A 15552-nucleotide genomic window follows, 5' to 3' on the forward strand; every position below is an offset into this window, starting at 1 on the left:
ACGTAACTTTATCGTTGTGTACTTTATATTCAACAATTAAATACGATTCTAGATAACAACAAAGCATGAAAACTTTTGAAATAAAATCATTATTAAGAAATATAAAAAGTATCGGTCTAGTATTTATAACTACTACGCTCTTTCTTGCTTGTTCGGAACCAAACAATTCTGCCATTTCTAAACATAAAACAGAAACAAAAAAACTCTTTACAGCAATAACGTCTACTATATCAGGTATTGATTTCGAAAATAAATTAATAGAAACATTAGAATCTAATTATTACCAATACATGTATACCTACATTGGTGGAGGTGTTGCGGCGGCAGATTTTAATAATGACGGATTAATGGATTTATTTTTTATTTCTAACACTCATGACAATAAATTATATCTAAATCAAGGTGATTTTCGCTTTAAGGATATTACAAAAAAGGCTGGTATACAAAAAAGAAAAGGTTTCGATTCTGGAGTTGCCGTAGCAGATGTTAATAATGATGGCTTTGTTGATATTTATATTTCTCGGGGTGGTTGGCAAGAAGAGGATAATAAATTTGCCAATATGCTTTATATAAATAATGGTGACCTTACGTTTACAGAAAAAGCTGAAGCTCTTGGTCTGGCAGATAAAAACCGTACAATACAAGCTACTTTTTTTGACTATGACAATGATAATGATCTTGATGTATATATCTCTAATACCCCTGATATTACAAGTAGATCAAAAGTTGTCGATCTAAAAGCTGTTGAAAACGATCCAAAAACATTACAGCTTAAAGGAAGTGATAGACTTTATAACAATGATGGAACAGGACATTTTACCGACGTTTCTGAAAAATCAGGACTAGTATATGATATAGGATTTGGTCTTAATCCTCAAGTTGGTGATCTTACTAATGATGGATTATTAGATATCTATGTATGCAATGATTTTAATGTACCAGATTTAGCATATATTAATAATGGAGATGGGACGTTTACAGAATCTAGGGATAAATTATTCAAGCATATGTCCTTTAATAGCATGGGTAGTGATATTGCCGATATTAATAACGATGGATTACCAGATTTAATGACATTAGATATGAATCCAGAAGACTATATTCGATCAAAAACCACAATGGCAATGACTTCTATTGAAAAATTTGATAAAATGGTTGCCAATGGATATCATCAACAATACATGCACAATATGCTCCAACTTAATAATGGTAATAACTCATTTAGCGAGATTGCCCATATGTCTGGCATAGCAAATACTGATTGGAGTTGGTCCCTATTAGCCGCCGATTTTGATTTAGACGGTTATAAAGATATATACATCACTAATGGAGTTTACAGAGATGTTATAGATAGAGATAAAAACAACGAAATACTCCAGATATTAAGAAAAAATGGTAGAAAACCAACTCAAGAAGACTTCTTCAGTTTTGCAAAAATGCTACCTCAACAAAAACTTACCAATTACTTCTATAAAAACAAGGGTAATAAAACATTTCAAAATACATCATCAACATGGGTAGATACTACAGCTACATTTTCTAATGGTGCCGTTTATGCCGATTTAGATAATGATGGTGACTTAGATATAGTTGTAAATAATATAAATGATAAAGCCAATATTCTTAAAAATAATGCTATCGAATTACAAAAAGGAAATTTTGTAAAAGTTAGACTAGAGGGACCAAAAAAAAACAACTTTGGTATAGGAACAAAAGTTAAAGTATACTTTACAAATAATACAATACAATCTCGTCAATTAATAAATACAAGAGGTTTTCTGTCATCTGTTAGTAATGTTTTACATTTTGGATTTAAAAAACAAGATACAATCTCAAAGATTGAAATCACATGGCCAGACGGAAAACAACATCTGTTACAAAAGGTTTCAAGTAACAAATTAATAACGGCAAAATATGCTAGTGATACCTCACTTCAAGATACATTTACAGAAAAAACAACAACAAAAACAATTTTCAAAAAAACAACTTCAAGATTTGGTCATATTGAAACTGCCTTTAACGATTATGACCTACAGATACTACTACCTCATAAACTCTCTCAAACTGGACCTGCAATAGCAAAATCAGATGTGAATAATGATGGCTACGACGACATTTTTATCGGTGGTGCGCATGGATACGTTGCACAATTACTATTAGGGAATAAATCTGGCGATTTTAAAGCTTATTCAAATTTAGATTTTAAAAAAGATAAACAGCGTGAAGATGTTGGGGCCTGCTTTTTTGATGTAGATAATGACGGAGATCAAGACTTATATGTCGTTAGCGGAAGTTATGAATTTAACAATACTCCAAAACTATTGCAAGACAGATTGTATCTAAACAATGGTGCCGGGCAATTTTCAAAATCAAAAAATCAGTTACCAGAAATGATAACTGCAGGATCAGTTGTTGTTCCTAATGATTATGATAATGATGGTGATATTGATTTATTTGTTGGCGGACGTGTTATCCCCAGTAAATACCCTTATGCTCCTTCTAGCTATTTATTAATAAATGATAATGGAAAATTTATTATCCAAACACCAGCTCTAGCGCCTGGCCTACAAGATATAGGTATGGTAACCGATGCCGTTTGGGTAGATATTAATAATGATGAAACCACTGATTTAGTGGTAACTGGAGAATGGATGGGTATCGAGGTTTTTATCAATAAAGACAACAAATTATTAAAAAGTGATCATTATGAAACACTATCCTCAACAACAGGTTGGTGGAACAAAATAGTAGTTGCTGACATTGATAATGATGGAGATCAAGATATTATAGCTGGTAACCTAGGGTTAAATTATAAATTTCATGCTTCTAAAGAAAAACCTTTTCATGTTTATACACGTGATTTTGATTTTAACGGGAAAGAAGATATCATACTGGCCAAATATTATAATGAAAAACAAGTGCCTGTTAGAGGGAAAGTTTGTACCGCCCAACAAATACCACATTTAGCAAAAAAAATAACGACATATAATGAATTTGCAAACAAAGACCTTGGTGGAATTTTAGGTAAAGGTATTACCTCTGCATTACATTATCAAGCTATAGAATTTCGTTCGGGAATATTTAAAAACAACGGCAATGGAGCATTTGAATTTTCTCCACTACCTATCGACGCACAACAATCGCCAATCAATAGTATTTTATTTGAAGATTTTGATGGAGATCAAATAAAAGATCTGTTAGTGGCGGGTAATAACTATCAATCAGAAGTAGAGACTACAAGAGCCGATGCAGGGATTGGTTCTTTTTTAAAAGGTAATGGTACAGAACTATTTAGTCCTATTTCTAATCAAAAGTCCGGTTTTTTCACCAATAAAGACACACGACACATGCTGTCTATAAAAAATGAGAAAGGAAAGTTTATAATAGTAGCAAATAATAATGATTTACTAGATATTTTTAAAGCATACTAATCATTTTTTACATCCAAAAACTTACGAAAAGACGAAGTGTTTTCTAGCCATACGATCAATAGAAAGCCTAATGTATATGCCAGTATATCCATCCAAGAAAAGGAGCTTCCGATAACAATTCTAGCTAGTTTTGATTCTTGTAGACCTAAAAAATAGATGACCTTAAAATATTGCATTATTTCGACAAAATAACAGAATAAAAGAACAAACAAAGCTGTCTTTAGTACTGGTAAATTGAAAAAAGTTTTAACCCCATAATATAAAAGGAATACAACCAAAGTATCTCCAAAATATGGTCTTATTATAGCATCATCAATATACATTGCAATGATGATTTCTATCAAAAACACTAAAATGGTTAAAATGAAATACTTTTTATGAAACCTTAACATCATAATGTTTACCTTCTTATTCTATATCCAAATCATACTTACTCAGTAATCCTAAGAGACCAAACTTACTAAATTTAGCTTTCTTTAAAATGTTATTATCCGGATCAATACTATAGTTTTTGGCTGTTCTAAAATCTGTTTTTTCAGCATTGGTATTATCAAAAACGGTCTTTGTCATATCACACTGATCAAATACAGCTCCTTTAATATTAGCATTCGTAAAATCAACTTCTTTTAAACTACAGCTTTTAAACATAGTATTCTTCATTTCGAATCCAAAAAAAGATGCATAATCAAGATTACAATGATCAAACACTACCGAAAACATAAATGTATTACATCCACTAAAATCTAAGCCAAGCATTTTACAACCAGAAAACAGAACCTCTTGAAATGAGGTTACTTTCATCAATATAGATCCAAAATTGCAGTTATTAAATTCACATTCTAAAAAAGTAACAACAGAAATATCAGTGTCAGAAAAATTACAATTTATAAAAGTACAATTGTCATATTCTTTTGACTCTAATTTTTTACCAGAAAAATTTTGACTGTCAAAAGTTTGATCAAGTATTGAATTACTCATATTTCTTATTGATTGTTTCTACCAAAATTTAAAAGTAGTGTATTGTATTTTTATAATCAGAAACATGACTAACTAATTACCAATCCTCCACGGTGGGTTTTTTCTGTTGTCTCCTGCAAAATAAAGGATTACTTGATTTCCATCAGGGTCTTTTAGTCTCGCTTCACGCCAAAGCCAAGTTTGATCTTTTGGCAATTGATCAAATACTACTCCATCTTGAGTAAGTCGTTTTACCTCATCATCTAATTTAGATGTTTCAAAATAGATATATGCTCCCTCTCCTTCAGAAAGTGTTTCTACCAAATGAATAGAAAAAGTTGCGTCTCCTTCTACACATTCAAACCTAGCATAGTGAGGCAACGCTTTTACGATTAAACGCAACCCTAGTTTTTCATAAAAAGAAATAGATTTTTCTATATCTAAGGATGGCACTGTTACTTGATTTAAGTTCATAAAGTCTATGCAAGGATTTTATAGTTTTCTACGTTTTTTTTCTTGTGATAAAAGATTTAACTCACGACTTGTTTGTCCGGCTACAGAAGTATTTTCTTCTGCTCTTCGTATCAAATAAGGCATTACATCTCGTACCGGTCCAAAGGGTAAATATTTTGCTACATTATAGCCTTCTGATGCTTGATTAAAACTAATATGATCACTCATGCCATATAGCTGGCCAAACCAAACTCTAAAATCATCTTTAGCGATAGACAGATCATCCATCAATTGCATGGCTAAATAACTACTATGCTCATTATGTGTACCTATAAAAACTGAAATATCTTCTATATTTTCAAGAATGTATTTCATAGTAGTATTAAAGTTTTCGTCGGTGTGTTCTTTACTTGCACAAATTGGTGTAGGATATCCTTTTTCTTCTGCACGTTCATTTTCTTTTTCCATATAGGCACCTCGCACTATCTTTACTCCTATTTTAAAACCATATACTCTTGCTTCTTCATGCAAACTCTTCAAATACTCTAAACGATCATGTCTGTATAATTGCAATGTATTATAAATAATAGCTTTTTCTGTATTATACTTACGCATCATTTTAGCAACTAAATCATCAGCAGCGTCTTGCATCCAACTTTCTTCTCCATCAATCAATAATGCAACATCACAATCAAATGCTTTTTGACAGACTAGTTCAAAGCGCTTTTCTATACGTTTCCATTGTTCTTCTTCTTCTTTAGTTAAAGCTTCACCTTTTGTTTTCTTTTCGAAAACCGAAAATCGTCCCAAACCTGTTGGTTTAAATACACTAAAAGGCATCGCGTCTTTATGATCTGCAAATTCAATCAATTCTATTGTTTTTAGAAGAACTGCATCAAATTGAGACTCGTCTTCTTTTCCTTCAACAGAATAATCTAAAACCGAACATACTCGTTTTTCGAACATTTTATCTACTACAGGTAAGCAATCTTCTTCACTAACTCCTCCACAGAAATGATCAAATACAGTTGCGCGTATCAATCCTTGTACTGGCAAATGAGCTTTAATAGCAAAATTTGTTACTGCAGTACCGATTCTTACTAATGGTTCATTAGAAATCATTTTAAACAAAAAATATGCTCTTTCTAATTCTGAATCGCTTTTTAACGAAAAAGCTTTTTGTGTATTCTCAAACAAGTTATTGTGACTCATCAAAAAAATAATTTAGATTATCATCAGTTTTATACTAGCATTCCTATAAATATGATCGATTTACAAGAATACTTTGTGTTTATTTTATGATATCTGCAAATATAGAACTTGCGAGTTTATTTTAATCTAAATTCTACTTAATTTCGCTCTCATAATTTAACTACACATGAAGCCCATAGTTTCTAAAGAATCAATAGTATATTTTGGTCAGGAATGTTATACTGCCCTAAACGCTTACTTAGAAAAAGCTAACCACTCTAAAATAGCCATTCTCGTTGATAGCAATACTCACGAATATTGTTTGTCATTACTAATGAGTACAATCGAAAAAGAATATGATATAGAGGTTATTGAAATTGAACCTGGCGAAATTCATAAAAATATTGAAACTTGTAGTGGTATTTGGAATGCTCTTTCTGAATTAGGTTTTGATCGTAAGAGTCTTCTAATTAACCTTGGAGGAGGTGTAGTTACTGATCTTGGAGGTTTTATAGCCTGTACATACAAAAGAGGTATTAACTATATCAATATACCAACTACTCTATTGGCCATGGTAGATGCATCTGTTGGAGGTAAAACTGGTGTTGATCTTGGCAATCTTAAAAACATGGTTGGGGTAATTAGTGAATCTGAAATGGTATTAATAGATACAGAATATTTAGGTACGCTCCCCGTAAATCAAATGTGTAGTGGTTTTGCAGAAATGTTGAAACATGGTTTAATTCAAGATCGTGAATATTGGAACAAAATTAGTGATCTCTCTCAATTAGATATTGAAGAATTAGATCAAATGATATATGATTCTGTAGTGATTAAAAATAAAATTGTTACTGAAGACCCTACAGAACAAAATATTAGGAAATACCTTAATTTTGGTCATACTCTTGGGCACGCTATAGAATCTTTTTACCTAACGCATCCAGATAAACCTGTTTTATTGCATGGTGAGGCCATTGCAATTGGTATGATTATGGAAGCCTATATTTCATCCCAGTTACTATCATTAACAGAAGAAGATTTACAACATATTAGCGATGTTATTCTTGCTACATTTCCAAAAATTGATATAGAATCTAAGGATTACCAAGAAATTATGAATCTTTTGATTCATGATAAAAAAAATGAAAAAGGAACCATTTTGTTTGTATTATTAACTTCTATAGGTGCTGCAAAATATAACTGCACTGTTGATGATGATTTGATTTTAAAGTCTTTTGAATATTACAAATCTCTTTAATACAATTTCACTACATTTAGTTTACCATACGAACTTAAATTCGCAACCTCTTGAAAAAGAAATTCTTTAAGCTGTTCAAAATATTAGTGTTGGGCATACTAACTTTGATTATTATTGTAGTTGCTTCACTTTATTTTTCTTTGAATGAAAAGATGCCTGAAGGTGAAACAGGTAGTAAAGCAGATCAATTTGCTTTAAAAATACAAGAAGCACTGCACTATCAAGCGTATCAAGATACTGATTACCTACAGTGGACATTTAGAAACAAGCATCATTACCTCTGGAATAAGCAACAACAAACTGTTCAAGTTAAGTGGGATGACCATACTGTACATCTTAATCTTAATAAACCACAAAAAAGTTATTTAGAAAATAAAAATGTAAACGAAAAAGAAAGAAAAAAAATTCTTTCTACAGCTCTAGCCTATTTTAACAATGATTCTTTTTGGGTAGTTGCTCCTTTTAAACTATTTGATACTGGTGTTACCAGAAAATTAGTAAAGTTAGATGATAATAGCCAAGGCTTACTTATAAACTATAGCTCTGGAGGAACAACCCCTGGAGATTCATATCTTTGGAAAGTTGATCAAAATTATATCCCTACTAGCTACCAAATGTGGGTTTCTATACTACCTATAGGAGGAATAGAAGCTACTTGGAGTGACTGGAAAAAAACAGAAAGTGGTACTTACTTATCGCAACAACATAAATTACTAGGCTTTGGAATTCCTATTAGTAATCTTAGAGCCTGGAACGATTAAGTTTCACATAGTATTAGAAAAATAGTGATACATAAAATTTAAACAACAAAATCAACAATAACACCGAGATCACATTCAAAATAAAGCCAACTTTAACCATTTCTGATACTTTAACATAACCACTTGCAAAAACTATTGCATTGGGTGGTGTAGCCATAGGAAGCATAAATGCACAACTAGCAGCCATAGTAACAGGAATTAACATATGAAGCATTGGTACATTTAAACCTAGTGCAATACCTGCAACAACGGGAACAAATATGGCTACCAAAGCCACATTGCTCATTAATTCGGTCATAAAAAGCATAAAAACAATTAATAATGCCGTGACTACTACTAAACTTAATCCTTTATTTTCTGCTATAGTATTTGCTACTAACTCTATTAAACCTGCATGTGACAATCCGCTTGCTAGAGCTAAACCTCCACCAAATAAGATTAAAATTCCCCATGGCAATTTTTGAGTATCTTTCCATTCTAAAGAAAACTCCCCTTTACTTAATCTAAAAGGAATTACAAACAAAGCAAAAGCTCCCATCATACTTATTCCTGTATCAGAAAGCTTTAAATCAGGAAAAAAACCATTAATTGTCGTTCTAGATATCCAAAGTGCAATTACTACACTAAAAATAACAAGTACTCGACGTTCTTGTTTTGAAATCTTGCCTAATTTTTTTAACTCTTCGTTGATTACATTTTGTGAAGCATTAAAACTTTTAATATGATTAGGATAAATCCATTTTACCATCACAAAATAAATAATAGTAATCATCGTCACCGAAAAAGGAAAAGCAAGTAACATCCAATTTAAAAAAGATATTTCTATTTGATATTCGTTTTCAAGAAATCCAACCAACACAGAATTAGGTGGTGTACCTATAATGGTTGCCACTCCACCAACATTGGCAGAAAAAGCAATTCCCAACATTATGCTTAATGCAAAATTTTTATCATTTTTTGTAAACCCATCTTTATCATCAATTAATAACTGTATCACTGATAAAGCAATAGGCAGCATCACTACTGTACATGCTGTATTGCTAATCCACATACTCATAAAAGCAGTAGCTATCATAAAACCAAGAATAACCCGATCAGGGCTTGTTCCGGTAATTTTTATAATGGTTAATGCTATTCTTTTATGAAGGTTTACTTTTTCTAAGGCCAAGGCCATTACAAAACCTCCAAAAAACAAAAATACAATAGGGCTACCATAACTCTGAGATACGGTTTTTAAGTCTAAAACTCCTACTAGAGGGAATAAGATTAATGGTATTAATGCTGTTACAGATATAGAAACAGCTTCTGTTATCCACCAAACTATCATCCAAACAGCAACAGATATAACCTTATCTGCTACTTCTGAGATGAATATAAAAGGTAAGTTGATCAATACCAAAAACAACAGAGGTCCTAGAATTAATCCTATTTTTTTAACAAGAGGGTATTTACTCATTTATTTTTAGAGCTATCCCCAACAAAGTGTTGAGATTTATTCTTAAAAAGCACATTAAATGTAGTCAAACTACCATAAATTCTCGTGATGTATTGTTGCAAGTCTATTTTGTCTTGTTGATCAAGGTTAGAGCTATTAATCTTCTGTTCCATCACTCGAATTCTATCCCTAACCATCACAATTTTATGAAAAAATTTATCAATAGGTAACTCTTTAGAAGTTAAATTCTGATCTCCAGGTTGCATTATTAGCTTACCCCCCTTCCACTTATCTGCGATAGGTACAATTTCTGAAATATCACTATATCGCTTTAAAAGATCTTTTACTACTTTTTCTACTTCATAGAAGCTAACCGTATCGACTTCATCTTCTACTCCATCAATGATTTCAAATTCATCGTCTACATTTACAGTTTCTAATCCATTATCTATAAAAGTTACCCAATACATTTTTGAAGTTACATTGGTTACTACGCCCAATCCAAATTCAGGATGTTTTATTCTGGAGCCTATCCCTAAAATCATAATTATAATTTTTAATCTAAAGTAGTAAGATTCGTAATAATTAGAAAATTAATACTATATAAAAAGGGTGAAGTTATTTACTTCACCCTAGTAGCCTAATTTTATATATACTCGAATATTATTCTATAAAAACTTTTTGAGTAATTATTCTATTAGAATTTGTAATCTGAACAAAATAAACTCCTGTAACCATATTACTAAGATCAAGTACTTGAACTCCATTTACTTTAGCTTCATTACTTACAGCTGTTGACTGTAAAGTTCTACCGTTAATATCTTTAACCAACACTTTTGACATTTCATCTGCAAATGTCCCCATCGTAATAGTTAATAGGTTTTTTACAGGATTAGGAAACATTCCTATTTCATTCTGCAAACCAGCTACCTGAGGTATAGCGGTATTATTTCTTAATCCATTTATTGTAAATTTCTCCCAAGAACCTATCCTTGTTCGATTACAGGTTATTGGAGCACCGCCATTCTCAGAAGAAACATACTTTCCATTATTTCCTTTTAGAGCTTTTTTACCTCCACCTGCATCTACTATAGTGAATTTCTCCCAAGAACCTATTCTGGTTCGATTACATGTCATAGGAGCCCCTCCATTTTCAGATGAAACATACCTTCCATTATTTCCTTTTAATGCCACTTGTCCTCCACCCGCGTCGACAACAGTAAATTTTTCAAAAGAACCTACAACCGTCCTATTACATGTCATTGGATTACTTCCATTTTCTGAAGAAATATATCTATTATTATTACCTTGAAAAGTTACTGATCCATCATTACCCGGACCACCATCACAAGTTTGCACACAGCTTTTTGAATTTATAGTTCTTTGAATCAAAGCTTTTGGCTGTGGACCAAAGCCTTTATTAAAATTAATACCAACATTAGTAAGGTGACAATAACTCATAATAGTACCTCCGCCAGATGGTAATCCGGGTCTTGCACAACCGCCTTCTGTTCCATAACAGCCATCGATAGCGGTATTATTATTATTCCACTTACAAGCTTGGGTATGTGGAGATCCTAAATTATGTCCCAATTCGTGAGCAACTACCTCTACAGACCATGAGTATGTAGGTACGTTACTAAAAGATTTTCTAATACCCGAAACTGCATATTTGTAAGAACCACATAACGCATTGACCCAGGCAACACCTCCAGAAAAGTTATAGGTTACAAAATGTCCTAAATCACCATTAAAACTATTTCGATTTCTATAATTTCGATAATTAGTTAACCCATCAAATGGGGCTGCACTGGTCCAAGCTTTTACTCCAGAAAGACGAATACTAATATCATCATTTGCATACAATACTGAAACCTGATTAAAAATAGCTTCAATAAAATCTGAAGCCCCCTGTGCACCTCCTTTATCACGAACAATATCATTTGCAATATCGAAGAATATTTTAGGGCATTTTACTGCTGCTTTACCTTGGGTATTATCTTGAAGTTGCTCGCTCTTTTCAGGATTATCTTCTATCCTACAAACAAAATCATTAAGGTGTCTTATGTCCTTATCTTCATAAATGATCTGTTCGTTACTATTTTTAAGTTTACCAATCACTAAATTGCTTGGTTTTTCACCAATACTAATAATACCAGATATTTCTGCGCTTAAAAAACTTATAGCAACAACAGAATTAGGTACTCCTTTTACAATACCTCTATAATGTAGTACATTATTATCTGGTGTTACAATTTTACCAGAGGGCATTTCAATAATTTGATAATCATCTGTAGTTATTTTTGTTTTTACAAGTTCTAATGACATTGCTTTCTTTTGGCCAGGAATAGTAAGAGTCATCGCAACAGGAGCTTTAGATTTAAAAGCGGCCTCCTTTCCTTTATCAAAAGAAAAAAGAGTATAGTCTTTTAATTCTGATGGGATTTTAGTTTTTGACTTTTGTTTATTAACTGTCGTAAAAAGATCTACGTTTTCAAATACAGTACCATTAGTTTTTTCTTGCTGTATTCTCTCACTAGGATTGTGGGGTTGCTTCTGTGCAAAACCAATTGCCGTTATTAGGGCAAACACAATTGTTAAAATGTTTTTCATCGTTAGAAGTTTTAATTTTGAAGATGAAGAATCTTGATGCATGTAGGCCAAATATGTTATCAAAATCTAAATACTTCAATGAGTTTGTATAACCTTAATTTACAAACTTTTAAACACAACATAGACAACCTTTGTGAACAAATCTAAAGTTGGCAGAAGAGTAGATTTCTTAGCGATTTTAATAAAAATATAAGCCAAAAAACAGTATTCAAAATCAAAAATAAGAACCTTCTATACTCATGATCTTAAAAAAAAAGTCTTATTTAATTATTCTGAAATGCAAAAAGGCTACTAACTATGGTTCACAAATTGTTAAAAAAAAAACAAAAAAAACACCTACAAAAAACTTACATAACATTTTCCGAAAGAAAATTACTACTAAGCATAAGCCTTATAAACAAAGAGGTTTTACCATTATATACTTAAACAATCGTTATAAAACGACGATAATTTATCAATAAAAAAGTCATGTAAACTTGAATAACTTCAGAAAATACATTTTTATTTCAAAAAATATTCTTTAAATACTAAAACGGAAAGGGTACTCATTTTACAAAACGCTATCAAATACCTACATTTGCAATCTTGGTTAAAATTTTATGGTAGTATCAAAAGAAAATATTGAGGTTTTAGGAGCACGAGTTCACAACTTAAAAAACATAGATGTAACTATACCCCGAGAAAAATTAGTAGTTATTACAGGCTTATCGGGATCTGGTAAATCTTCTCTTGCATTTGATACGATTTATGCAGAAGGACAAAGAAGATATATTGAGACTTTTTCTGCCTATGCACGTCAATTTCTAGGAGGTTTAGAAAGACCTGATGTAGATAAAATAGATGGGCTATCTCCAGTAATCGCTATCGAACAAAAAACTACCAGTAAAAGTCCGAGAAGTACTGTGGGAACAATCACAGAAATATATGATTTTTTAAGGCTGCTCTTTGCAAGAGGAAGTGATGCCTACAGCTATAACACAGGAGAAAAAATGGTGAGTTATAGCGATGATCAAATTAAAGATCTGATTCTAAAAGATTTTAGTGGAAAAAAAATCAATATCCTTGCGCCTATTGTACGATCTAGAAAAGGACATTATCGTGAGCTTTTTGAGCAAATTGCAAAACAAGGATTTGTTAAAGTTCGTACCGATGGCGAGATAAAAGATATTACTAAAGGAATGAAACTTGATCGCTACAAAACTCATGATATCGAGATTGTTATAGACAGACTCAAAGTTTCTGAAGATCAAGAGAATTCTAAGCGTTTAATGGAGACCATTAATACGGCTATGTACCATGGTGATGACGTTCTTATGATTATTGAACAAGAATCTCAGGAAGCGCGCTTTTTTAGTAGAAACTTAATGTGTCCTTCAAGTGGGATTTCTTATCCTAACCCAGAACCTAATAATTTTTCATTTAATTCTCCAAAAGGGGCATGTCCAAAATGTAATGGTATAGGTAATCTTTATGAAGTAAATATCAATAAAATTATTCCTGATGATTCAAAATCTATTAAAAGTGGTGGTTTAGCGCCGCAAGGACCTCAAAAAAATAATTGGATTTTTAAACAATTAGAACTCATTGGTCAACGCTTTGACTTTAAACTTAGTGACCCTATTAAAAAAATTCCTAAGGAAGCTATGGAGATTATTCTTCATGGTGGAAAAGAAAAATTTAGTGTTGATAGCAAGACTTTAGGAGTTAAAAGAGAATATAAAATTGATTTCGAAGGTATTGCAACTTTTATAGAAAATACATACAATACCAATGATTCTACTTCTTTAAGAAGATGGGCTAAGGAATTTATGGATAATATTCAATGTCCTGAATGTAATGGATCAAGACTGCGCAAAGAATCTCTGTATTTTAAAGTTAATGAAAAAAATATTGCCGAGTTAGCTTCGATGGATATAAGTGAGTTAACAGATTGGTTTAAAGAACTACCTGTTAAATTAAGTGAAAAGCAAAAGAAAATTTCTGGTGAAATTTTAAAAGAGATTAATGCGAGATTACAGTTTTTGATTGATGTAGGTCTTACCTATTTATCTTTGAATCGAAGTAGTAAATCTCTATCTGGTGGTGAGGCACAGCGTATACGACTTGCAACGCAAATTGGTTCTCAATTGGTAGGTGTACTTTATATATTAGATGAACCTAGTATTGGATTACACCAAAGAGATAATGAAAAACTTATCAATTCTCTTATTCAATTAAGAGATATTGGTAATTCTGTTATTGTGGTAGAGCATGATAAAGACATGATAGAACGTGCAGATCATGTTATAGACATTGGACCACATGCAGGAAAACACGGTGGAGAAATTATTAGTGAAGGAGATCCCTTAGATTTAAAAAAACACGATACCCTAACTGCCGACTATTTAAGCGGAAAAAGACAAATAGAAGTTCCTACTAAAAGAAGAAAAGGAAATGGTAAAACTATTTCTTTAAAAGGAGCTACAGGAAATAACCTAAAAAATGTTTCTATTACTATTCCTTTAGGAAAAATGATCGCTGTTACTGGAGTATCAGGTAGTGGTAAATCAACTTTAATTAATGAAACATTATACCCCATTCTTAATGCGTACTACTTTAACGGTGTCAAAAAACCAATGCCTTATAAAAGTATAAAAGGGTTAGAACATTCTGATAAAGTTATTGATGTAAATCAATCCCCTATTGGTCGTACTCCAAGATCAAATCCTGCTACTTATACAGGTGTTTTTTCAGAAATCAGAAGTCTATTTGCTAAAACTCCTGAAGCCATGATCCGTGGGTATAAGCCTGGGCGATTTAGTTTTAATGTTCAAGGAGGTAGATGTGAGACCTGTAAAGGTGGCGGATTGCGTGTAATAGAAATGAATTTTTTACCTGATGTATACGTAGAGTGTGAAACCTGTCAAGGTAAACGATTTAATAGAGAAACATTAGAGATAAGATATAAAGGAAAATCAATTTCTGATGTATTAGAAATGACTATAAATGAAGCATGCAACTTCTTTGAACCTATTCCTAAAATTTACCGAAAACTAAAAACTATCCAAAATGTTGGTTTAGGCTATATTACACTAGGACAACAATCAACAACACTATCAGGTGGTGAAGCGCAACGTATTAAATTGGCTACAGAACTATCCAAAAGAGATACCGGAAATACATTTTATATTTTAGATGAACCAACAACAGGGCTTCATTTTGAAGATATTAGAGTATTAATGGAAGTTTTGAATAAATTAGTTGATAAAGGAAATACAGTATTAATTATCGAACATAATCTTGATGTAGTTAAAATGGCTGATTACGTTATTGATATTGGATATGAAGGCGGTAAAAATGGTGGTCAAGTCATTGCAAAAGGTACACCAGAAGAAATTATAAAAGAAAAGAAAAGTTATACCGCGAAGTTCTTAAAGAAAGAACTTGGCATTTTAAATTAAAAGAATAAATTTT

At 31.8% G+C, this 15552-nt stretch carries 11 protein-coding genes; 4 read left to right on the forward strand and 7 right to left on the reverse strand.

What is annotated here, in order from left to right:
- Positions 1–65: 65 nt before the first annotated feature.
- Positions 66–3431 carry a VCBS repeat-containing protein gene (locus D1816_RS05500; protein ID WP_118501473.1) on the forward strand — a complete coding sequence of 1122 codons (3366 nt, stop codon included), beginning with the start codon at positions 66–68 and terminating at the stop codon, positions 3429–3431.
- Here D1816_RS05500 and D1816_RS05505 read toward each other — a convergent pair.
- The 4 genes from D1816_RS05505 to D1816_RS05520 all read right to left on the reverse strand — a co-directional run bounded on the left by D1816_RS05505 (position 3428) and on the right by D1816_RS05520 (position 6053).
- Positions 3428–3826, reverse strand: a complete 399-nt coding sequence (locus D1816_RS05505; RefSeq protein WP_066309445.1) for a DUF2809 domain-containing protein — start codon at positions 3824–3826, stop codon at positions 3428–3430. The two genes, D1816_RS05500 and D1816_RS05505, sit on opposite strands and share 4 nt — an antisense overlap.
- 13 nt (positions 3827–3839) lie before the next feature.
- On the reverse strand, positions 3840–4409 hold the full coding sequence (locus tag D1816_RS05510; RefSeq protein WP_118501474.1) for a pentapeptide repeat-containing protein: 570 nt from the start codon (positions 4407–4409) through the stop codon (positions 3840–3842).
- Between the two features lie 72 nt (positions 4410–4481).
- Positions 4482–4862: a VOC family protein gene (locus D1816_RS05515; RefSeq protein ID WP_066309440.1), complete on the reverse strand. Its 381-nt coding sequence runs from the start codon at positions 4860–4862 to the stop codon at positions 4482–4484.
- Between the two features lie 18 nt (positions 4863–4880).
- On the reverse strand, positions 4881–6053 hold the full coding sequence (locus D1816_RS05520; RefSeq protein ID WP_118501475.1) for a proline dehydrogenase family protein: 1173 nt from the start codon (positions 6051–6053) through the stop codon (positions 4881–4883).
- A gap of 166 nt (positions 6054–6219) precedes the next feature.
- Here D1816_RS05520 and aroB point away from each other — a divergent pair, with 166 nt between their 5' ends.
- Both aroB and D1816_RS05530 read left to right on the forward strand, forming a co-directional pair.
- Positions 6220–7290, forward strand: a complete 1071-nt coding sequence (gene aroB / locus D1816_RS05525) for a 3-dehydroquinate synthase (RefSeq protein ID WP_118501476.1) — start codon at positions 6220–6222, stop codon at positions 7288–7290.
- A 50-nt stretch (positions 7291–7340) separates the two neighbouring features.
- The gene (locus D1816_RS05530; protein WP_147405051.1) at positions 7341–8051 is read left to right on the forward strand and encodes a hypothetical protein; all 711 of its coding nucleotides are present in this window, start codon (positions 7341–7343) and stop codon (positions 8049–8051) included.
- A 13-nt stretch (positions 8052–8064) separates the two neighbouring features.
- On the opposite strand, the gene D1816_RS05535 is transcribed toward D1816_RS05530, so the two are convergent.
- The 3 genes from D1816_RS05535 to D1816_RS05545 form a co-directional block, all read right to left on the reverse strand.
- Positions 8065–9507, reverse strand: coding sequence for a DASS family sodium-coupled anion symporter (locus D1816_RS05535; RefSeq protein ID WP_118501478.1), 1443 nt, complete (start codon positions 9505–9507; stop codon positions 8065–8067).
- Complete coding sequence (locus tag D1816_RS05540; RefSeq protein WP_118501479.1) at positions 9504–10031, reverse strand: hypothetical protein; 528 nt, start codon at positions 10029–10031, stop codon at positions 9504–9506. Before D1816_RS05540 ends, D1816_RS05535 begins: the two co-directional genes overlap by 4 nt.
- Positions 10032–10149: 118 nt before the next feature.
- The gene (locus D1816_RS05545) at positions 10150–12099 is read right to left on the reverse strand and encodes a M12 family metallo-peptidase (protein WP_158597735.1); all 1950 of its coding nucleotides are present in this window, start codon (positions 12097–12099) and stop codon (positions 10150–10152) included.
- A 599-nt stretch (positions 12100–12698) separates the two neighbouring features.
- On the opposite strand from D1816_RS05545, the gene uvrA reads away from it, so the two are divergent.
- A complete protein-coding gene (uvrA, locus tag D1816_RS05550) occupies positions 12699–15539 on the forward strand; it encodes an excinuclease ABC subunit UvrA (RefSeq protein WP_118501481.1) in 2841 nt (946 codons plus the stop codon).
- Positions 15540–15552: the final 13 nt, after the last annotated feature.

This window comes from Aquimarina sp. AD10, from assembly GCF_003443715.1.
GTDB lineage: Bacteria > Bacteroidota > Bacteroidia > Flavobacteriales > Flavobacteriaceae > Aquimarina > Aquimarina aggregata.